The following is a 20,228-nucleotide window of genomic DNA, read 5'->3' on the forward strand; positions in this document are numbered from 1 at the left end:
CGGCCGGACTGCGGGACCTCCGGTGCGGATGCACCGGGCGTTCCCTGTCTGCGAGGTTACCGGCCGGGGACGACGGGCACGGGGGCACGCGAGGTCGGTGGATAGCGTGCGGGGTGCACGGCACCGACGGGCCGTTCGGCGAGGAGGAGGCGGGCGTGGCCACGATGGACCAGTGCCTGAAGGCGCTCGACGAGATCCTCGGATCGCTGGCGGCCAACCCCGCCGCCGAGGGGCTGGACCGCAGCCTCTCCTGCCGGCTCACCGACCTCGGCCAGACCGTGCGCGGGCAGCTGCGCTCCGGGGCGGTGGCCGACCTGCACGTGCTCCCGGCCGACGAGCCGCAGCCGAAGGCCGACATCCGGTTCACGATGAGCAGCGACGACCTGGTGGCGCTGACCGACGGCCGGTTGTCCTTCGGCCCCGCGTGGGCGTCCGGGCGGGTGAAGCTGGAGGCGGGGTTCCGCGACCTGCTGCGGCTGCGCAAGCTGCTCTGAAGCGTCCGGGGTCAGCCTTCGGCGAGCCCCCAGCCGGCGAGGGCACGGGCGGCCGCGTCGTCGTCCGCCGCCGGCCGCGGGGCGACGCCGTCGTCGGGGTGGGCGTGCCAGTGCGCGACGCACAGCGCCCGCAGTCCGTCGAGCCCGTCGTCGTCCCGCTCACCGGCCGGCGCCGGACCGGCCGCGCGCAACCGGAGGACCCCGTCGGATCCGTGCTCGGCGATCCAGGCGCCGCAGCGCCAGGCCGGGCCGTCGGGGACGACGGCGGGAAGGCCGCCCAGCAGCCCGGAGACGTCCGCGGAGAGCAGGTCGGGCCGGTGGTCGGGCGGGGCGGCGACCAGCGTGGCCGGGTCGGTGACCCCCGTGAACACGAGCAGGCTGGCGGCGCCGGCCCGCCAGGCGCCCTCGATGTCGGTGTCGAGGCGGTCGCCGACGACCAGCGGGCGCTCGGCGGCCGTGCGCCGCACGCACTCGGCGTGCATCGCCGGATCCGGCTTCCCGGCGACCAGCGGCTCCTGGCCGGTGACCCCCCGGACCACGCCCACCATCGCCCCGTTGCCGGGCAGCGGGCCGCGCGGTGACGGGAGGGTCGCGTCGGTGTTGGTCGCCACGTGCCGCGCCCCGTTCCGGATCGCCACCACGGCTTCGGACAGCTGCGCCCAGCCCACCTCGCGGCCGTAGCCCTGCACGACCGCCTGCGGCCGGTCCTCGGCCCGCTCGACGACGGTGAGCCCCGCCGCCCGCAGCGCGGCGGCGACGCCCGGACCGCCGACGGGCAGCACCCGCGCCCCGGCGCCGAACCGCTCGGCGACCACGCTGGCGGCCGCCTGCGAGCTGGTGATGACGTCGGCCGGCTCGGCGGGCACGCCCAGCTCGGCCAGGTGCTGCGCCACCTCCTCGGGCGTGCGGGCGGCGTTGTTGGTGACGAAGCCCAGGCGCATGCCGGCCTTCCGCGCCGCGGCCAGGGCGTCCGGCACGCCCGGTACCGCATCGGGGCCCACGTAGACGACGCCGTCGAGGTCGAGGAGGGCCACGTCGAAGGCCTCGCACGGCGGCTGCCGGCTGCCACCGGCCAGCGACGGCACCGGCCGGCCGCTCACGCCGACTCCGCCGCGCGCCGGGCCCGCACCCCGCGCAGGGCCTGGGCGTAGTGCCGGATGTCGGGGCGCATGGCCACGGCGAGCGCCAGGTGCTCGGCGGCGACCTTCAGCTCGCCCGCGCGGCTGGCCGCGAGCCCGAGACCGAAGTGGGCGTAGTCGTCGGTGGGGTTGTCGGCGATGAGCTCGGTGAACGAGGCGATCGCCTCCTGGTACCGGCCGGCGTCGTACTGGGCGCGCGCCAGCGCCTCACGGACGCTGCGCGATCCGGGCTCCGCCTCCGCCGCGCGGCTGAGCAGCAGCGCCGCGGCCGCGGGATCGCCGTTGCTCAGCAGCTGCAGGCCGCGTTGGTACCACTCGTAGACGCCGCCCCCCGGGGAACCTGCCTCGGACACCGCTGCCCCTTCCGCGTCCGGCGGACCTGGTCCGCGATCCGAGCGCACCGCTGCCGGCACCCCTCCGGGACCGATCGCGGCGGCGAACCGGAGCGGGACGCTCCTACGATCACCGTCGTGCTCTCCTCGTCGGCGGACGCCCAGTCGCCCCAGGCGAGGGGACTGGACTTCCGGCCCTTCCGGGCCCTCACCTACCGCCGGCGAGACCCCGAGCACCTGGCCCGGGTGAGCTCGCCAGCCTACGACCTGGTGACGCCGAGCGGCCGGGAGCGCCTGGCCGACGCCGACCCGCACAACATCGTGCGCCTCATCCTCCCCCGCGTCGAACCCGGCGCGGGGGAGGACGGCGACGTGGCGCGCCGCTCCGCGGAGCTGTCGGCCCGCACGCTGCGACAGTGGCTGGACGACGGGGTGCTGCAGCGCGACGACCGCCGGGCGTTCTGGCTCTACGAGCTGCGCCCGCCGGGCGGCGCCCCGGCCACGATCGGCTGGCTGGGCGCGGTGGCCCTGCCGCCGCCGGGCTCGCGGGCGGTCCTCGCCCACGAGGACACCTTCCCCGCGGCGGTGGAGGGACGGCGCGCGCTGCTGGCCGCCACCGCCACCGACCTGGAGCCGATCATCCTGGCCCACGACCGCGAGCCGATCGTCGCCGCGCTCACCCGGATGGCGCAGCGCGGCGAACCCACCCTGGAGCTCGAGGACGCCGACGCGGTGCTGCACCGGCTCTGGCGCGTGCCGGACGCCGAGGTGATCCACGAGCTGGCCGCCGCCTTCACCGACGCCGGCGCGGTCATCGCCGACGGCCACCACCGCTTCGCCGCCGCGCAGGCGTACTCGCGCAACGAGCCCGGCCGGCCCGGCGCCGACGCGATCCTCGCGCTGCTCACCCCCATGGGCCCGGGCGGACTGCGGGTGGAGCCCATCCACCGCGTCGTGCCGGAGCTGCCGCTGGCCGAGGCCGTTCGCCGCGCCGCGGCCGGCTTCCGGGTCGAGGAGCTCCCGGTCGAGCCGTCGCCCGAGGCGGCCGCCCGGCGCCGGCTGTCCGAGCCCGGCGCCTCCGGCTTCCTGCTCAGCGACGGCCACCGGCTGGTGCGGCTGCGCGACCCGGCCGCCGACGTCGTGGCGACCGTGCCCCGCGAGGCGCCCGACGCCTGGCGGCGCTTGGACGTGGTGCTCGCCCACCACGGCTTGTTCGAGCACCTCTGGGGACGTCGCGACGACCAGGGGGCGGTCCTGGTCGCCCACGACGTCACCGAGGCGCTGCGGTCGGCCCGCGAGCGGGCGGGCACCGCCGTCCTCCTGCTGGCGCCCTCCCCTGCCGACGTCGCGGCGGTGGCGCGGGCGGGGGCGCGGATGCCCCGGAAGTCGACGCTGTTCGTCCCGAAGCCGCGCACGGGTCTGGTGCTGCGCCCGCACGCGGACTGAGCGCCTCACGCCGTCCGGACGTCGGCGGCCGCCGACCGCGGGACCTTGCGCCCCTTGCGGCAGTTGACCTCGCAGACCGACGCGGTGCCGCTGCCCGTACGCCAGAAGCGGCGCTGCAGCGCTCCTTCCACCTCGACGACGTCGCCGGGTTGCCACAGGGCCGCGCGCCGCTGCAGGGCGCGGTCGTAGGTGATGCAGGACAGCACGTCGACCGACTGGCCGCGCGACCGCGGTTCCGGCCGGTGCACCACCAGCCGGAAGGTCAGCAGGACGTCCCCGCTGGGGAGGGTGCGCACCTCAGCCGGTGCGGAGATGCATCCAGAGACAGCACTCCGTGAGCAAGGGCCTGGCTGTTCGCAGAACTAGTTGACACCTAGGCCGCCCACCAGCCTGCAAGGAGTGCCCACGTTGCGCCACAAACCCCTGCCCGCCGCCCCGGCCCGCACGGCCTCTATCTATGTACGTCTCTCTCGCGAGGCCACCGACGAGAACCTGTCCAAGGACGGCATGGTCGAGGACTGTCTCGCTCTCGCTGAGAGGCACGGTCTCTGCGTTGACGGCCGCATCCACGTGGACGACGGGATCTCCGGAGCCGTTCGCAACCGGCCGGAGTTCACGGCCTGGCTGGATGACGCCCGCCAGCTCCGGGCCGACACCCTCATCGCCTGGCACGTCGACCGCATGACCCGAGAGGGCGTCAACGTGACCGCCACGATCTTCGATGCCCTGGAGGGTAAGGACTCCGACACCGGCAAGGTCGTCCGGCCGCCGGTGCGGCTGTTGGACACCAAGGGTCTTGACTCCTCCGGGGACGAGACGGCCTTCCGCTTCCGCTTCGTCATCGCCGCCGAGGTCGCCCGAGCCGAGCGGGAACGGATGCGCGACCGCTCCCGGTCCGCTCGGCGACGCGCCGTGTCGGCGGGACGCTGGCCCGGCGGTCCGGCTCCCTTCGGCTTCCGCATGGTCGACAACCCCAACGGCCCCGGCAAGGTGCTGGAGGCCGTCGAGGAGGAGGCGGACCTCATCCGCGAGGCGACCGCTCGGCTGCTCGCCGGGGCCAGCTTCTCCTCCGTCGTCCGCTTCGCCAACGGGCCGGACGGTCACCCTCCCCGTCGGGCCAAGCACTGGTGGCCGACCACCCTCCGGCAGACGCTCACCGGCTACCCCATCACCGGCCGCGTCGTCCGCTTCCTTGCCGGGGAGGCCGTGCCCATCTTGGACGCGGAGGGCCAGCCGGTCACCATCCCCGCGATCCTCACCCCCGACGAGTCCGCCGCCGTCCGTCGGCTCCTGCTCCCGAAGCCGACGGCACCTACGGGCGGCCGGGCACCGGCTCGGCTGCTCTCCGGCCTTCTGCTCTGCGGGACTTGCGGCCGACGGCTTCGGGTGAGCGGCCGGGGGGACCGTGGCCGCGTCCCGGGCCGCACCGAGGAGAGCCGGGTCTACCGATGCTCGACCGGCAAGGAGACCGGTACCTGCCCGCGTCCCGTGAGCATCTCCGCAGGGACGCTCGACAAGTACGTCTCCGACAAGTTCCTGGCGACGTGGGGGGAGTCTCCGGCGTACACCCGTCGGGCCGAGGTGACCGGAGCCGCCGCCGTCGAGAAGGCCGAGGCCAAGAAGGCCGCCGCCGTGGAAGCCATCGCCGCCGACCCGTCGCCTGAGAACCTGACCCGCCTCCAGGAGGCCAATGTCGACCTGGCGGCCGCCCTCGCCGTCCCGAGCGAGGCCGTCGTCCGGGCCGTCCCGACCGGCCGCACGGTCCGGGAGACCTGGAGCCTCTCCGAACTGCCGGACCAGCGTGTGCTCCTGGCGAGCAACTACGCCGCGATCCGCGTCCGGCGCGGCAAGCGGAGTCGGGCCATCGACCCGGACCGGCTGGTGTTCATCGCTCAGCCGCCGTTCGCGGTGGAGCACCAGGACGCCGCCGACTTCCGGCCGGGGACCGTCGTCGTCTGACGGACCGCCCGCTCGCCCCGAGGCCCCCCTCTCCTCCGGTGGAGGGCGGGGTGCGGCCGAGAGCGGCGGGGAGCGCAACAGCGAGACCGGCTCGCCGTCATCCTTCGGCGCACGCCGTATGCCGTCTGAAAAGATCTTGGAATCTCTCGGCATCTCTCTGAGCAGATCGAGGCCCGCTCGCAGACTTCCCTCACATAAGCAACGAGACGGCTGTCTCGGCCTATCGGATATCGACGCAAGTGAGCCTCCGACCGGTAACGGGCCGACGAGGCTCCGCCGCGAAGGTTCCACTCCCCCGAGGACTACCGGGGCCGCCCGTAGCGGGGCCGCCGCCGGGGCGCTCCTTTGACCACGGATTCGAAAGGAGGCCGCCGGATGATCTCCGACGCCCACTTCCGCACCTGCTCCGAGTGCCGCAAGGAGTTCACCGTCCCGCGAACTCCGGGACGGCCGCCGTCGCGGTGCTCTCACACCTGCCGAGCTGCCGCCGCCAGGCGCCACCGCCGGGACTATGACCGGCGACTCCTGGCCGACGCCAGGCGCCACCGTCAGCTCGCCGCCCTCGACGAGGCAGCCTGACAGCTTCACCAACCTCCGGCCCCTGTCGGCTGCTGGCTTCTCCGTAGACGGGAAGCCAGGGCCAGGGTCGGACCCCCCGGCCGGGGGCGGTAGTGACCTCGGCCGACCAACCAGGACGGCCCCGACGGGCCTGACGCCGACTTGGCTCGGCTCTCCGTCGGGGTCGTCCTGGACCGAAGAACCTCCGGCGTGATGGTCATCGCCAGGCGGCCCTCCTCCTTTCTTGTCGCCATGGGAGAGGGCGGAGGAGCGCTCCCTCCCCGTGGGTCGCTGGACCGGCCCTCCGGCGTCTGGCTCTGCACCGGGGTAGGTCGCTGCACCCGCCCGGGGGGCCTCCGCAGGCGGACGCCGGGGGCTGCCCGAGTCTCGGACTACCTCTCCCCTGAGCGCATCGGCCTCCGGCTCCGGCGTTTACACGGGGCCGTCGCCGCCGACTTGGAGCGAGCCCACGTCGCCCTGCCCCGCCGGACTCGTCATCTGGTCCCGGCCCCGACGGAGGCCTCAGCTTCGGTCGTCTTTCGCCATGGGCGACCGAGGGTCATGGATAGGTCCCAACCCACGGAGGCCCCGGTCCTGGACGTCGTCCGGGGCCGGGGTCGCCGGTGAGGCCGCCGACCCAACTTCTGACCGAGCGCGCCGCGTTTACACGCGGTGTCGAGCCCGGTCCCCCCAGCCCCGTCCTTGGCCGGACGGGGGTGTCCCTTCGGGCAGGTGGTGGCTCCGCTCGGCGGGGCCGCGACATCAACAGGTCTTCGGGAGTGGAATCCCGGACGACTGTCGCGGTCCCGTCGGCGTTGAGCCTGCCACCCGTCCTCCGGACGTCCACGCGCCTATGTGCGCAGGCCACACGGTCCTCCACCCGTGCCTTCTTTCCCCACCCCACGGGCCTCGCCAGCCCATCACCGAAGGAACAGCTATGTCCGCCACCGACTTCTCCGGCCCCGATCTCACGGCGCCTACCGGCTACTTCGAGCATGCGCCGGGATGCCCCGAAGTAGGCAAGCCCCACGAACTGCTTGTCGTCCCGCTGCACTGTGACGACACCAACAGCCACAACTCCGGGGACCCGTGCACCGACTCCCGCACCGGCAGCCACGGCGGCTTTGTCACACACGCTTGCTTCGGGTGCCGCCGCTCCGCCTCCCCGGTAACGGAGGAGGAGTGGGAGGCCGCCGGAGCGCCGACAACTGCCTCCGTTGACTGGCTATCTGCCGATGCGGATACCGACTACTCCCGGGGACTGCTCGTCCTGCAACATCTCCGTGCGTCCGGCCGCGACCTAGCCTTCTCCCACTCAGCGCCCCGTGGCGGTTGGGTCATCTACGCGGACGGAGCATGGACACCGTCCTACGCCGAGCAGGTCGTCCCCTTCGTCCACGCCGCCGGAGACCAGCTCATGGAAGCAGCGGACAACCTCTGGAAGCAGGCACGAGGCGAGGGCGACGGGGAAGCCGCTCGTGTGCTCCAGGCCAGAGCTAACCGCCTCATGACCTCCGCGAGGGCGATGCGGCGAGCCAAGTCCATCGCGGACATCCTCACCACGCTCAAGTCGCTCCCAGGCGTCGCCGTCGAGTGGACTGACTTCGACGCCGACCCCGATCTGCTCCTCGTCGGCAACGGCGTGATCGACCTTCGGACAGGCCGACTCCGGCCTGCCCGGAAGAGCGACCGCCTTACTCGGCGCGTCAACGTCGAGTACCGCCCCGAGGCCACCTGTCCCACCTGGGATCGCTTCCTAGCCGACGCCCTGGTAAACGAGGACGGCGAGACGGACTGGGAGGTCGTTGACTTCATGCGGCGCCTCACCGGCTACGGGATCACCGGGCACACACGGGAGCAGTGCTTCGCCGTCCTCTTCGGCAAGGGCGGCAACGGCAAGGGCGTCTTCACGGAGACGCTCAAGGCCATCTTCTCGGCACACACCACCGCGACGCCGTTCTCCACGTTCGAGCAGCAGCGACCCGGGGCTATCCCAAACGACATCGCCGCCCTCAAGGGGGCACGTCTGGTGCTCGCCTCCGAGGGCGAGATTGGCGCTCCCATGGCCGAGGCCACAATCAAGCGCATCACCGGCCAGGACACCGTCTCGGCGCGATTCATGCGGGCAGAATGGTTTGAGTTCAAGCCGGCGTTCCTGATCATGCTGTCCACGAACTTCAAGCCCAACTTCAAAGGCCAGGACGAGGGGCTCTGGCGCCGGGTCAAGCTCATCCCGTTCCGGCGCTATGTGGAGCCGAACCAGCGCGACGGCCGCCTCGGGGAGAAGCTCCTCGCGGAGGCGGAGGGCATTCTGGCCTGGGCCGTGCGGGGTGCCGTCGAGTGGCACGCCGACGGTCTCCAGGAGCCCGACTCCCTCAAGGCTGCCACCGCCGCCTACCGCGAAGAGTCCGACCGCCTGGGCGAGTTCCTTGCCGACCGAGTCGAGGTAACCGGCGAACGCCTCGACGTCGTCACCCTCACCGACCTCTGGAAGGCATACGAAGACTGGGCGGACGAGGTCGGCGAGGACCGGAAGTTCAACCGGCGACTCTTCACCACCGCCATCGGTGAACGGGCCGGCATTACTCCGGACCGGCGCTCCAACCGGCCGATCTACCGCAACATCCGGCTCCTATCCGACTCCGACCGCCTTCGCCGTGCGCACCAGGAGCGGCGCGAAGAGGCGGCCGAGCGGGGACTGGTGCTCACGAGCTGACGACGCGGGGTGGGGCGGACCCCGGATGGTGCGCTTGGTGTGTTTGGTGTCCTGCTCCTTATTGAGTCCCTAGAAGGCCCTCCTATAGGGCGGAACCGCAGAAGCACACCAAACACACCATCTACACCATCCCGGGACGCCCCGCCTCTCTGACCTGCGCACCTTCCTACTCAGAGAGCCGAGACCATGCCCAGCAACCACACCATCAACGAGGCCAGCCACCCCATCGGCCGGGCCACCATCACCTACCTACGCCCTGCCACCCGCGATCACGCCTTCCTCATCGACGCCCGCTGCGAACGGTGCCTCCGGGACGTACTCCATGGAGCCGGCGACGACCTTGACAACCTTGTCCTCGGCGACCGCCGGACTCACTGCGCCTGTCCAGGCTCCTACGAGCTGGTCGACGCCGACGGGATCTTGCCCGGCCGTATCGCAGCCATCCGCGACGACGAGGACGCCAAGCGCGCCCACCGTGCCGCACGAGCGGCGTCCCGGTGATCGACGTCCGCGCCCGCGTCCGCCGCGATGACCCCGAGTGGCCGCTGGTCCGCTCCGCTGCCTCCGCGACGGCCCGCGAGGCCCTGGCCGCATGTGACGGGACCCCGGACGGACTCCAGCAGGCCGAGCGCGCTTTCCAAGTCCGCTGGAGCGACGCACCCCGCTTCACCGGCATCTTCGCCAACGAGCGGCAGTTCTACCTCCGCCGCGTGGCCGAGCGCGGTGCTCGTCGCAGCTCCGCCGCCCCTACCAGCGACGACTGACCCACCTGCGGAAGCCAGGCTCCGCCGACCAACCACCCCAGGGAGAACTCACACCATGACCCGCCCGCTCCTCAGCCGCCCGCTTATCGGCCCGGTCTTCACCGGTCAGCCCATCCCCCGCGAGCAGGCCAACACCTCCATCGTCTTCGTCCAGCCCCGCCGGTCCGAGGCCGCCGAGACCGTCGACACCGCCGACGAGGCCCCGGCCGCCACGGAGGCCGCTCCGGCGACGACCTGCTCGGCCTGCGAGAACTTCGGCGAGGCCCTGGCTCGGATCGAAGACCTGCTGGGGTCACTGCTGCTCGATGTCGAGAACCTCCGCGTCCGGATGGACACCGCCCTCGGCGTCCTCGGCGACTGACCCCGACTCCCATACGGCCCCTGTCTCCGGGCCGCGTGGTGACGCTCCCGCCGGGCCGTCCTTGTGACGGTCATCCGAGGACGGCCCGGCCGGTTGAGCACCCCGATCCCAGGTGACGTGACCGCGTCGCCTGTCCTGCAACACCCCGCCGCCGACGAGACCGCGTCGGCGACCCCGCACCACCTGCCATCGACGAGCCCGCATCGGTGGCCCCCCGACCCTGGCGACCGCCGGGGCCACATCATTTCGCCCATCAAGGAGAACCCCCGTGCCCCGCCTCCCCCGCTTCAACCCGCACAACGACGGCCGCCTCGCCTACGCCGTGTCCCAATCCCCCCGCTTGACTGCACTCCTGCCCGCCGATGGCCTGGAGCCTCTTCTGGACGTCTACAACCGGGCCGTCGGGATGGCCGCCGATGCGGACAAGGTCACCTTCACCGCCGACGACGCCGCCGCCGAAGTCCGAGAGGCTCTCCGCAGCGGCGAGGACGTGGACATCGCCGCCGTCGTGGAGCGCATGACCCGCGCCCAGGCCAGCCAGGCCGCTCACCGCCAGGCCGTGGCCTTCTTCAAGTCACTCCCCGCCGACGCCCATCGGGGCATCGTCAGCTTCATCAACGCGAGCGAAGACGACCTGTACGAGGGGCTCGCCGCAGAGCTTGCCGACGTCCTGGACCGTGCTGAGTCGGTGGTCGCCGCTCTCAGCGGTGTCCGGGACGCCGAGAGCGCGATTGTGGCCAAGCTGACTGGCCAATGGTCGGCACTGAGGAATCTCTCAGGCGAGTACCACGACATCGCGTCGGCGTTCCGGTCGCTCCTCATGGCCGATGAGACGCAGATGGTTCGTGTGGACTCCACGCGGGTCGCCTTCGCCCTCTTCGGCGGCCTGGCGGATTCGGCTCCCACCTTCGCGGCGGAGGCCCAGAGCAAGCCGACCGACCTCCGGGGTCGCCCGGTCACCGATGTCCCGTTCGACGTGCTGGCCACCGACTCCCTCGACCACTTCCGCTACGTCGTGGAGAACCGCGACCGGCTCCGCCCGCGCATCGTCCGGGCCGACGAGGCACTCAACCCGCCCACGGTCATCCGGGATGACCCCATGGTCGTCGCCGCTCCCCGCGAACACGGCCGACTCGCCCCTGGCACGCCGGAGTTTGAGCGCGCCATGACCCGCGCCCGCCGGGCCGCTGCCAACCGCACCGCCGCCGAGCGCACAGAGCGCGCCGCGTGGGGCGACATGCCCGACCTGAACTAACCCAACCCTGATTGAGGCCCGCTCCGCTACCCACCCCCGGCGGAGCGGGCCTCGGCAAGTACACCCCGCCCCGTTTACACCCCCGGCCTGTTCCACACCCCCCGGCATCCACACCCCGTGGGTCAGCCCCATCCCCCCGAGGCACCCCGGCCCCGGAGCACCGGGGCACCCGGCGGGGCCATGGGCCGTGGCAGACAGTGAGGCCCGAGCCCTCGGCGTGGCCCTCGCCGCTCCAACCTCGGCCGTGCGGTTCCTGCATGTGCCTGCTCGGCGCTGGAGCCTCTGCCTCGCCAGCCCATTTGCTGGGAGCAGGTGGCCGCGACGAGCGGCGAGGACCGACGACGCCGAGGCCGACGCCACCGAGGCCGACGCCACCGAGGCCGCCGGGCGGCCCGATGACCCCAACGATGCCGGGGCCACCGAGGCCGACACCGGCCCGGCCGGGCACGCAGCACGCTCCCGCGATGCGGTCCGCTCGTCCACGCGATGAGGTCGGCTCGCTGCCTTGAACTTGCTCCAGCCCATGTCAGAGCCTCTGAGCCTGCGGCCTGGGGTGAGGAGGCCGGGCGGTTCTCCTCGCCCGCCCACAGTGTCCCCCGGACCCCTGGCGACCCCCTGGACCCCGGGGGAGACCCCCTGCCAACCAAGATCACGACCCCGGCGGTGAGGGCAGCGCACCCCGTGTCACTACCGGGGACTTCAAGATCAGGTGACCCGTCGCCGCAGCCACATCGTTCGCGACCAGTAGCCCGGCACCGAGACCTCGTCCGTGCTGACCAGATGCCAGCCGTCTTGACCGAGTTTGTTCAAGGCAAGGACGGACCTTTTCAGCCCCCCGTTCACGGACTCCGTCACCCCACCGTCGGCGGCCACCTCCGTGAAGGTGCGCTTCCCACCTTCGCTGTCGGTCATCAGTGCCATGTGTTCCCACTTCTCCGGCATGGCGCCCAACCGTAGAGCTGAGCCGCGACCCCAACTCCCAAGGACATCGGCATGCCACGACCACCCGACCCGCACGCCCTCCGACGGGATCGGAAGGACGATCCGGCCTGGACCCGGCTCACGCCGCGTGATCCCGACGCCGTCGTTCCCGACTTCCCCTTGGACTCACCGACCGACCGCGACCTCCACTGGTGGCAGGACGCCTGGAGCCGGCCCCAGGCGAACGAGTGGGAGAGGGGCGAGGAGCACCACGCCGTCGCCCTCTTCGCCCGCCTCATGACGAGAGCCGAGCAGCCCAACGCCCCGGTGACCGTGATGCGCCCGCTCATGCAACTCCGCGAGGAGCTGGGCCTCTCGGTGAGCGGCCTCCGCCGTCGCCGCTGGCTCCTGCCGGGCGACCCCTTGACCACCGCCCCTGGGACCGTCACGCCCCACCGCCGAGGTGCCGCCGCCAGCCGCTCCTCCAGCCGAGACCGCTTCCGGCGGATCCCCATCGATGCCGGTCCAGACAGGACCGCCTCCACCTCCGAGTAGACCTCTTGACCCGCGATGCCCGCATGCTGACCGCCGACACCGAGGCCCAGCCCGAGGCCGCCCAGCCCAGCCCATCGTCTCGTCTGTGCGGCCTGACAAGGCCCCTCTCCAAGACCAACAGTGGCACCATGACCAGCTATCCGAAGCGGTCTTTGGCAGCAGCTAGGCAGGAAGCCCATGGATACTTCAGGCCAAGACGAGCGCGAGTCCGGCGATCAGGAAACTCAAGTTACCAACCGAGCACCATCCGCCGGTTCAGTCATGTGGCGAAGAGCCTTAGACTTGACCAGCCGACTCCCCCAAACATTCGCCTCCCGGCTCTTCCTGACCTCCATGAGGGACTACTGGGAGATACATCAACAGTCACTCAGACATCGACAAGCCCTAGACCTATTCAGGGAAGTCTTCGTGGGGGCACAGTCCTCCGCGACACCTTTCACGCACTCTCCCGGCAGGCCGAAGTTCAAGGACACCCTGCACAATTTCCATCCCGATAACTGGGCAGCCGCATGCGCCCTTGGATCTCCTCTAGGCTATCCCCATTCGGTCGACTATGTCACACGCGAGCATGGCACCGTTTCACTTGAGGGAAACGTCGCACTTTTCGGTGGGTGTACGTCAACAGATGAAACCACGATCGCATTCGAGTTCGAGGGTCCCAATGACCGCACCCTTAGAAGACCAGTCAAGCCTCTCATCCCATTACGCTGGTGCGAACTCGGCGATGTCAATGATCCGGCAGTTGCTGACACGGGTCCCGTCGCATACAACTACGAAGGTGTGGGCCCACGCCGTACGGCCGCATGGCCAGTTGTTGAGCTCGACATGCAAAGCGGCAAAGCCACCCACTACTACATCCCTCGACTTAGCAGAGAGTCGGTGGACGTCCAGGAGCAGTCGCTCCCCTTGCCTAGCGACAACTATCTATACATCACTCGGCTCCCAAACTTCCTCGACGAGAACTTCGACCCGGATCGCCGAGACAACTGGCGACACATGCTGCTGTTTAGCGGCAGCAATGGAATTGGGACTCGTGCCGCAGAATTGCTGATTACATCGGGCGGCCTGGATCAGCTCGAAGAAGCATCGCGCAGCCTCGGAGGTTCCAGGGAGTTTCAGATCCTGCTCAGGGCGCATCAGCCAGTCGAGGAGAATGGCGGCTACCACAGGTTCACAAGGCTCGAATTCATTGGGGCCCAGCCCCTCGATAACCTGGTTTCAATCGAAAACTATCGAAGCGCATACGAGAGAGCCCAGCAGCGTCTAAAGTCGCCGCGGCCCGTCTGGGTAGTTGACCGTTGACTCCGAAGTCCTCACGAGATGAGGACCTCGGCCGTGCAGCAGTCGCAGAATCCTCCGACCACACAACCCGAGACTAGGGTGTGGTAAAGGGCATGCTAGACCCTAAGTTAGGACTACAATTCGCCATCGTAGCCGGCGTAGCCGCGTCAGCTGTGGCATATCTTCTTCTTCTCCTGCGAAAGTCGCAAGGATTGGGTGCAGGGTTCAGCGTCTTCTACCGGCTCGTTCTGGCAACTCTTATCGGGCTTTCAGTGTGCGCCACTCTGCTCCCGATCGTAAACACGGCGCTCCAAGTAGACCAACTCATCCCGGCACTTCAGACAGCACTTGGATCGGGGGACTTGCCCCTCCGCATCTCCTCCCTCCTCTTGGGAGGCAAAACGCTGTGGATAATGCTGCATATCGTGGTGATCGAGGAGCAGGCCATTCCCAAGGTCGCATTCGCGCGTCGCTCCGAAAAGGGCTTGGCCTCGCGCCTTCGCAATTCACTCGACAAGCGGACGCCTGAATTTCCTGAAGTTCAGGATTTACCCCGTCGATTGACTCGCCTAGACGTCAACCTCGCAACATGTGCAGGGTCCGGGTTCTTTCTGCTTACTATAGCCCTTCTTTGGACCTTCAACTCCCTAGAGGTTTCCACAACATTAGGCCTCTATCTTTCCTGGGCGCTCATCTTCTTCGTCGACGACTGGATTATTATTAGTGACTACCTTCGAGCATTCCGGGGGAGGATGCTGAAGACCCACAAGATACGGATAGTTGTGGCAAGCGTCCTACTCGCACCTCCATTGATCATGGCATCCTTCGATTATCTCCACATCGCGGTCGCCATCTCAGTCTCACCCCTGCTCTTACTGTTGCTTTTTTGGCAATGGTTTGCGTTAACGAGTCGCGTGCGCTTTGATTAGGCAACGAGACCAGGCGTCGGGGCGAGGACCCGGGACCACCACTGTCCGCGAGTCCGCCCGTCGAGGCTGTCGAGCTGGCTCCGCTCATGGTGGGGCCTTCGTGCTTGAACGGCCTGTCCCGCGTTCCGCCGGGACTGCCGAAGCCCTGCTCCATCGAGGAGCCGGAGAGGGGCCACCGGGACCCTAGCGACGTGTTTCCCGAGCACAAGACGTGCTGGTGGCTTCAGGTGGCGAGCCACCCTCGACCGTCCTTTCAGGATCGGCTACAGGTCCTGGAGAGACCGGGGAGTGGCCAGGCGACAAACAGCACCGCCCTATCCCAACGAGGAGCGCGCGACGGCGGGACTCTGGGCGGAACTCTGTCACAAGCTCATGGACGCTCATTACGAGACCCTGCTCGAGTGGTCGACGCTCGTCGCCACCGGGCCGATAGAGTCGACGACGGCCGAGGCCGGACATGGTTCAAGTACGTCGCCACGATCAAGGCCAGGCCACGCCATGGGACCCCAGGCGACGACTGGCCATCCGTCTGACGCACTGCTGGACGAGCCACCGTTTACGGTCTCCTCCGTGCCACAACCTGACGCGACCCGCGAGGACGTACTCGCCGCTATCCGAGAGTTCGACGAACTCGGATCCGACGGGTTCCTGGAGAAGTACCGCTCCTACGGCTTCCGTCCCGCCCGCAGCTACTTCGTGAGCCACGCTGGCCGCTTCTACGACTCGAAGGTTCTGCTAGCGGTCGCTCACGGTCATCGCCACGGCGAGCCCTTGCGGTCGAGCGACTTCTCCGGCGGAGATGCCCATGCGGCCGCCATCCTGCGCCGCCTTGGGTTTGTCGTCACGGAGCCCAACCCAGACTGGACCGAGGACGAGATCATCCTCGCCTGCGACCTCGTGGCGCGGTACGGCTGGCGCTGGCTCCCGTCGACTCATCCGGAAGTCATCGAGCTGTCCGAGCTACTTCAGCGGTACTCCCGCCACCCTGTCGAGCTGCGCGGTCCTACGTTCCGCAACCCGAACGGCGTCGCCCGCAAGACGGCCGACATCGCCACGCAGCACCCAGAGAACCCTGGGGCACCGACGAGGGGCAACCGGCTCGACCGGGAAGTCCTCCAGGAGTTTCTCGCTGACCCCGACGGGATGTCCGCCCGAGCCCGTGAGATCCGGGCCGCCATCGACATGCCCGAGGCGAGCACGTCCGTCCCCGACATCGACCTGGACGCCAGCGCCGACGAGGGCGGCATCCTCGAACGTGTCCAGCTCGTGCGCGAGCGGAACCCGAAGCTCCGGCGAGACAAGATCGCCGCCGTCCTCGCCTCCGGAGGCACGGTGGAGTGCGAGGTCTGCGCGTTTGACTTCGAGCGCATCTACGGCGAACGAGGCCGCCACTACATCGAGGTGCATCACCGCACACCGCTACACGTCAGCGGTAGCACGCGGACCAAGCTGACGGACCTTGCGCTTCTCTGCTCCAACTGCCACCGGATGATCCACCGAGGACGCCCCTGGCTCACCGTTGAGGAGCTGCGGTCCCGGCTCGTCGCACGCCCTCAGGTCTGATCCGCGATGCACGATCAAGGCATGCCCGAGGTTGAAGAGGCGATCCAAGCCCTCGCCGAGCGAGACCAGTGGGTCGGCCGCACCGACGGGAACGCGGAGGCCGTCCGAGCCGAGGAGATCCGTCGAGCCGCCCGACGACGTGGTTGGCCCATCCGGACCATCACCGATGCCATCGGCCGCCCACACGCCGCCACCCGCGATGGACTACCGGCGGAGGAGCCCTGGCGGGGAGCGGCTGAACACCTGGACGAAGGCAACGAGCTGCAAGGTGGCGACCACCGTCAGCACCGAGCCCTAATGTTGGGTCGTGGACCTGGCGCGTGGCTACAACCTGTCACCTTCGGTGCAGTCGAAGCTCCGGCTACTCGACTGGATCGCCGAGCAGGGCGGAACAATACCCGGCACCATCGTGCCCTTGGGTCCCCTTCTCGAAGAAGACCCGGAAGCCACGAGGTCCATCGCCGGGAACCTTGAGGCCCTGGAACAAGACGGCCTCCTGCGTCTCCAGAAGACGCTCGGTTGGGGTGGGTGGTCCTGCAATGTCTTGCCAGCGGGGATCGATCTCATCGAGACCATCGCGGCTGCCCGAGGAGACCTACGTAGTCGACGGATGGCCGCCCGCGATGCTCTTCTGACCTGGCTCCACGATTGTGCTTTGCACGGGAACCCGCATCCCATCATCAGTGACTTCGCGCGCAGCAAGTACGGCACCTACTACGGCCAGGAGTTCACCGAGGAAGAGATCAAGGCGGCGAGCAACTGGCTCCGCGATGAGGGCTTGCTCGCGGGGACGGCCGTCATGGGCGGCGGCGTTCCTCGTCCCAGCATTACAACGAAGGGGGAGCGAGTGGTCGAGTCCGGCCGGACCGTTAACGACTTCTCTTCAACTGGCGAGAAGACCCCGGACCAACAGAACTTCACATCGGGCGGCCGCACCAGCTCCTCGGCAGTTGGGAGGTCTGTGGCCGGGCCGATCTTCGTCGTCCATGGACGGGACCATGCCGTCCTTCACTACGCCGTCCGCGTCTTGCAGCAGACGACGGGCCGCGAGGTGATCGTCCTTCATGAGCAGGCCAACCAAGGAAGAACGATCCTTGAGAAGTTCGAAGATCACGCCGTGACCGCTTCGTACGCCGTCGTATTGCTGACCGGCGATGACGAGGGAGGTCTCGCTGGAAGTCCGACACGTAGTCGAGGACGCCAGAACGTCGTCTTCGAGCTGGGTTTCTTCTTCGGGAAACTGGGGAGGCAGCGGGTCTCCGTCTTGATCGCTGAGGACGTGGAGCAGCCGTCGGACATCAACGGCCTTGTCTACATCGGCCTCGATGCCGCTGGCGGCTGGAAGCACACCCTCTGCCGGGAACTGCAGGCGGCGGGCATCGAAGTGGACTACTCCAAGATCCCGTAGCGACTCATGCTGGAGTGATCGACGAAGGGGAGGCCCCCACCGTCGCAGCGGGGCCTCCGGTGGGCACAGGCGGTCCCCTACTGCCGCACACCTCAGCCACCGTCACGCCGATCCCGGCGACGTGGTCGCCGTAGTGGCCTGGCTGCATCGTGCAGATGTTGGCGTCGTCCCTTGCACGCGAAGGGACCGCCATCCCGTGTGCTTGCGGCCCCTATCTCCCCTAGTCGGTCAGGACGTTAACCAGTACTCCGACTGGGACACTCACCAGCAGCAAGGCGAGCGCAGTTATGCGCCGCCCACCGGTGGATGTCCCCTGTGATCTCACTTCGAAGGGCGGAAGGAGCCAATCCAGCGACCTGGACGATGCTGCAGCGAATGCCACCACGATTCCTGCTCCAATAGCAATGATCTGCCGGGGAAGCGGAGCGAGGGCCGTAGGCAGAATCAGGAGCAGCAGAACGTAGACTGCTACGTACGTCGCCCAGCTGATCGCTGCCCTTCCGGCAATCGATCTCCACCGAGCCCATCTTGGTACGCCCTTCTCCACTTCCTCCGAGAGTGAACTCAGGACCTGCCTCGCCCAACCGTGGTCACTCGACCTCACGACGAGGCTTATAGGGCTGTACGAGTTTCCTCGGTTGAACACAAGCGCGATGGCATCGCCCGGAATGACGGTGTGGTCGCTCGTTGCGCTGAATTCGAGCCTATCGATGGTTCTCGGGTCTAGTTCCGCGAGCACCTCATCGATAGGGCCCTCAATCTCATCGTCGCCGTCTTGAAGCTTGGCAGATGCGCGCCACCGCTTGTCGAAGTCCTCTTTCCGCCACCCGCCGTCGATCGAGGAAGACGCGACATCCAGATTCTCGGCTTCGTAGCTCGCCCAGAGAGCGGGCCCGCGATCCTCCACAACAGACGTGAACAACCTCCCGATACGTCGTAGATCGTTGAGTTCTCCGCTCCACGCGAGCCAGGTGTTCGTCTTAGTCGTCTTATGGCGCACCGACATGGCTCGACTCTCCCAGATACAACCGACAAGAGTCTGGGCCCACCTTCTACCTGGGCCTGGCCGGGCCGGGCCGGAGGGCGGTGTCTCTGGTGACATACTCGCGGGCGCGGACAACCGTCCCCGCAGCAGCACGTCGTTCCGGTCGATGACAGCCACGCTCATGGCACGAGCCTGTCGGCCGGTTGGTGAGGGACCCAGCGCACCGGACCTTCTGTGGACGTGACCGTCCCATGTGGACGGTCACGTCCGGTTCTGTCAGTGGTCAGTGCGTGGCGTCGTCCGGCGGCCGCGCGAGAGGGTGGTCCTCGCCGAGCAGCTCGGCGACCTCGGCCTCGACGTCGTCGCTGAGGTCGAGCTCGTCGTCGTCCTCACCGACGTCCTCCGCGGCGTCCGGCGCGTGTTCCAGCGCGTCGGCAGGCGGGACCTCGACCGGTTCCTCGGAGAAGACCACGTCGGGGCCCGCGCCCGTGCCGGTGACGTCGGCGGCCGCGACGGCCTCGGACCAGGCCGCGGCCCGGTCCGCGTCGCCCTCCGCCCGCAGCAGGTCCGCGTAGGCCGAGGCCAGCCGCAGCCGATCCGGGTCCTCCGCCCTCAGGCCTTCCGGTTCCCGCCGGCCGCCGAGCGCGTCCTCGAGGACCAGCCGGGCGGCGGCCGGCTCGCCGAGGTCGCGCCGCGCACCGGCCTCGACCAGCCGCAGCTCCACGAGCTCGCCGGGGTCGGATGCCGCGAGCGCCTCCGCCACCAGCCGCAGGGCCACCTCCGGACGCCCGAGCGCCCGCTCGCAGTCGGCGAGCACGGCCCGGTACCCGGGGTCGCCGCTCATGCGGCGGTAGGCCCGCAACTCCCGCGCGGCCTCCGCGTAGTCACCGGCGTGGTAGGCGGCCACGCCCACCGCCTCCCGCACGGCGGCCACCCGTGAGGCGCGGTCCCGCGCCGCACGGGCGTGGGACAGGGCCGCCTCGGGGTCCTCGTCGACCAGCGTGCCGGCGGCGACGAGGTGCCGCGCCACCTTGTCGGCGTTGCGGGGGTCGAGCCCCCGCAGCGCCGCCCGCACCGACGAGTCCAGTTCACGGGGGTCGGCCCAGTCGGGCAGCTCCGGCCCGGTCGGCCGCGGGGGCCGCTCGTCCCGGGCCCGCGCCGGCCGTGCGTAGCGCTGGTCGTCGGACGGACGTCGATCGCGCCAGTCCCTGCGCTCGGCGCCGGCGCTGCCTCGATCGGCCCCCGTACCCGAGGGGCGTCGTCCCTCCCGGTGGGGGCGCTCCTCTCCCGGGCGGCGGTCCCGCCAGTTCGGCCGGTCACCGGAGCCGGCCCGCTCGCCGCGGGCGCCGCCGTCCCGGCGGTCCCGCCATTGCGGCCGGTCGCCGCGGGGGGCGCCGTCCCGTCGGGGACGGTCCTCGCCGGAGCGGCGGTCCTGCCACTGCGGCCGGTCCCCGGGACGCCGGTCCCCTTCGCGCGCCGGCCGGTCGGCGCGGTACCCACCGCGCTGCGGACGCTCGTCGCGAGCACGCCGGCCGCGGCTCTGTCCATGTTCGTCGTCCGGA

18 protein-coding genes are annotated in these 20,228 nt (G+C 69.7%); 12 read left to right on the forward strand and 6 right to left on the reverse strand.

From position 1 onward, the window contains the following. Positions 1-113 precede the first annotated feature (113 nt). Positions 114-494 (forward strand): alkyl sulfatase C-terminal domain-containing protein, encoded by a 381-nt coding sequence (locus ACWIYF_RS14610; RefSeq protein WP_448623553.1) that lies wholly within the window; start codon positions 114-116, stop codon positions 492-494. A gap of 11 nt (positions 495-505) precedes the next feature. Here the strand turns inward: ACWIYF_RS14610 and ACWIYF_RS14615 are convergent, their stop codons facing one another. Both ACWIYF_RS14615 and ACWIYF_RS14620 read right to left on the reverse strand, forming a co-directional pair. Then, entirely contained in the window at positions 506-1,594 is a 1,089-nt protein-coding gene (locus tag ACWIYF_RS14615; protein ID WP_448623554.1) for an HAD-IIA family hydrolase, read from the reverse strand. Further along, positions 1,591-1,986: a tetratricopeptide repeat protein gene (locus ACWIYF_RS14620; RefSeq protein WP_448623555.1), complete on the reverse strand. Its 396-nt coding sequence runs from the start codon at positions 1,984-1,986 to the stop codon at positions 1,591-1,593. Before ACWIYF_RS14620 ends, ACWIYF_RS14615 begins: the two co-directional genes overlap by 4 nt. Positions 1,987-2,103: 117 nt before the next feature. Between ACWIYF_RS14620 and ACWIYF_RS14625 the strand changes: the two genes are divergently transcribed. Beyond that, the gene (locus ACWIYF_RS14625) at positions 2,104-3,411 is read left to right on the forward strand and encodes a DUF1015 domain-containing protein (RefSeq protein ID WP_448623556.1); all 1,308 of its coding nucleotides are present in this window, start codon (positions 2,104-2,106) and stop codon (positions 3,409-3,411) included. A 5-nt stretch (positions 3,412-3,416) separates the two neighbouring features. Here ACWIYF_RS14625 and ACWIYF_RS14630 read toward each other — a convergent pair whose 3' ends face one another. Then, complete coding sequence (locus ACWIYF_RS14630; protein WP_448628756.1) at positions 3,417-3,725, reverse strand: single-stranded DNA-binding protein; 309 nt, start codon at positions 3,723-3,725, stop codon at positions 3,417-3,419. An 85-nt stretch (positions 3,726-3,810) separates the two neighbouring features. On the opposite strand from ACWIYF_RS14630, the gene ACWIYF_RS14635 reads away from it, so the two are divergent. The 6 genes from ACWIYF_RS14635 to ACWIYF_RS14660 all read left to right on the forward strand — a co-directional run bounded on the left by ACWIYF_RS14635 (position 3,811) and on the right by ACWIYF_RS14660 (position 11,024). After that, positions 3,811-5,370 (forward strand): recombinase family protein, encoded by a 1,560-nt coding sequence (locus ACWIYF_RS14635; protein ID WP_448623557.1) that lies wholly within the window; start codon positions 3,811-3,813, stop codon positions 5,368-5,370. A gap of 1,495 nt (positions 5,371-6,865) precedes the next feature. Next, the gene (locus ACWIYF_RS14640; RefSeq protein ID WP_448623558.1) at positions 6,866-8,644 is read left to right on the forward strand and encodes a DNA primase family protein; all 1,779 of its coding nucleotides are present in this window, start codon (positions 6,866-6,868) and stop codon (positions 8,642-8,644) included. Positions 8,645-8,830: 186 nt separating this feature from the next. Next, positions 8,831-9,145, forward strand: coding sequence for a hypothetical protein (locus ACWIYF_RS14645; protein ID WP_448623559.1), 315 nt, complete (start codon positions 8,831-8,833; stop codon positions 9,143-9,145). After that, positions 9,142-9,408: a hypothetical protein gene (locus tag ACWIYF_RS14650; RefSeq protein WP_448623560.1), complete on the forward strand. Its 267-nt coding sequence runs from the start codon at positions 9,142-9,144 to the stop codon at positions 9,406-9,408. Before ACWIYF_RS14645 ends, ACWIYF_RS14650 begins: the two co-directional genes overlap by 4 nt. Before the next feature lie 55 nt (positions 9,409-9,463). Continuing rightward, positions 9,464-9,769, forward strand: a complete 306-nt coding sequence (locus ACWIYF_RS14655; RefSeq protein WP_448623561.1) for a hypothetical protein — start codon at positions 9,464-9,466, stop codon at positions 9,767-9,769. A 268-nt stretch (positions 9,770-10,037) separates the two neighbouring features. Beyond that, positions 10,038-11,024, forward strand: a complete 987-nt coding sequence (locus tag ACWIYF_RS14660) for a hypothetical protein (RefSeq protein ID WP_448623562.1) — start codon at positions 10,038-10,040, stop codon at positions 11,022-11,024. 705 nt (positions 11,025-11,729) lie between these two features. On the opposite strand, the gene ACWIYF_RS14665 is transcribed toward ACWIYF_RS14660, so the two are convergent. Beyond that, positions 11,730-11,966, reverse strand: a complete 237-nt coding sequence (locus ACWIYF_RS14665; protein WP_448623563.1) for a hypothetical protein — start codon at positions 11,964-11,966, stop codon at positions 11,730-11,732. A gap of 867 nt (positions 11,967-12,833) precedes the next feature. Here ACWIYF_RS14665 and ACWIYF_RS14670 point away from each other — a divergent pair. The 4 genes from ACWIYF_RS14670 (at position 12,834) to ACWIYF_RS14685 (ending at position 17,681) form a co-directional block, all read left to right on the forward strand. After that, positions 12,834-13,802, forward strand: coding sequence for a hypothetical protein (locus ACWIYF_RS14670; protein ID WP_448623564.1), 969 nt, complete (start codon positions 12,834-12,836; stop codon positions 13,800-13,802). Positions 13,803-14,194: 392 nt separating this feature from the next. Next, positions 14,195-14,710: a hypothetical protein gene (locus ACWIYF_RS14675; protein WP_448623565.1), complete on the forward strand. Its 516-nt coding sequence runs from the start codon at positions 14,195-14,197 to the stop codon at positions 14,708-14,710. Positions 14,711-15,280: 570 nt separating this feature from the next. Beyond that, on the forward strand, positions 15,281-16,273 hold the full coding sequence (locus ACWIYF_RS14680; RefSeq protein WP_448623566.1) for an HNH endonuclease: 993 nt from the start codon (positions 15,281-15,283) through the stop codon (positions 16,271-16,273). A 307-nt stretch (positions 16,274-16,580) separates the two neighbouring features. Beyond that, positions 16,581-17,681: a TIR domain-containing protein gene (locus tag ACWIYF_RS14685; RefSeq protein WP_448623567.1), complete on the forward strand. Its 1,101-nt coding sequence runs from the start codon at positions 16,581-16,583 to the stop codon at positions 17,679-17,681. A 220-nt stretch (positions 17,682-17,901) separates the two neighbouring features. Here the strand turns inward: ACWIYF_RS14685 and ACWIYF_RS14690 are convergent, their stop codons facing one another. Both ACWIYF_RS14690 and ACWIYF_RS14695 read right to left on the reverse strand, forming a co-directional pair. Further along, the gene (locus tag ACWIYF_RS14690; protein WP_448623568.1) at positions 17,902-18,687 is read right to left on the reverse strand and encodes a hypothetical protein; all 786 of its coding nucleotides are present in this window, start codon (positions 18,685-18,687) and stop codon (positions 17,902-17,904) included. Positions 18,688-18,949: 262 nt separating this feature from the next. Beyond that, positions 18,950-19,741 (reverse strand): hypothetical protein, encoded by a 792-nt coding sequence (locus ACWIYF_RS14695; protein WP_448623569.1) that lies wholly within the window; start codon positions 19,739-19,741, stop codon positions 18,950-18,952. Between the last annotated feature and the right edge of the window lie 487 nt (positions 19,742-20,228).

The organism is Geodermatophilus sp. URMC 64, from assembly GCF_053502555.1.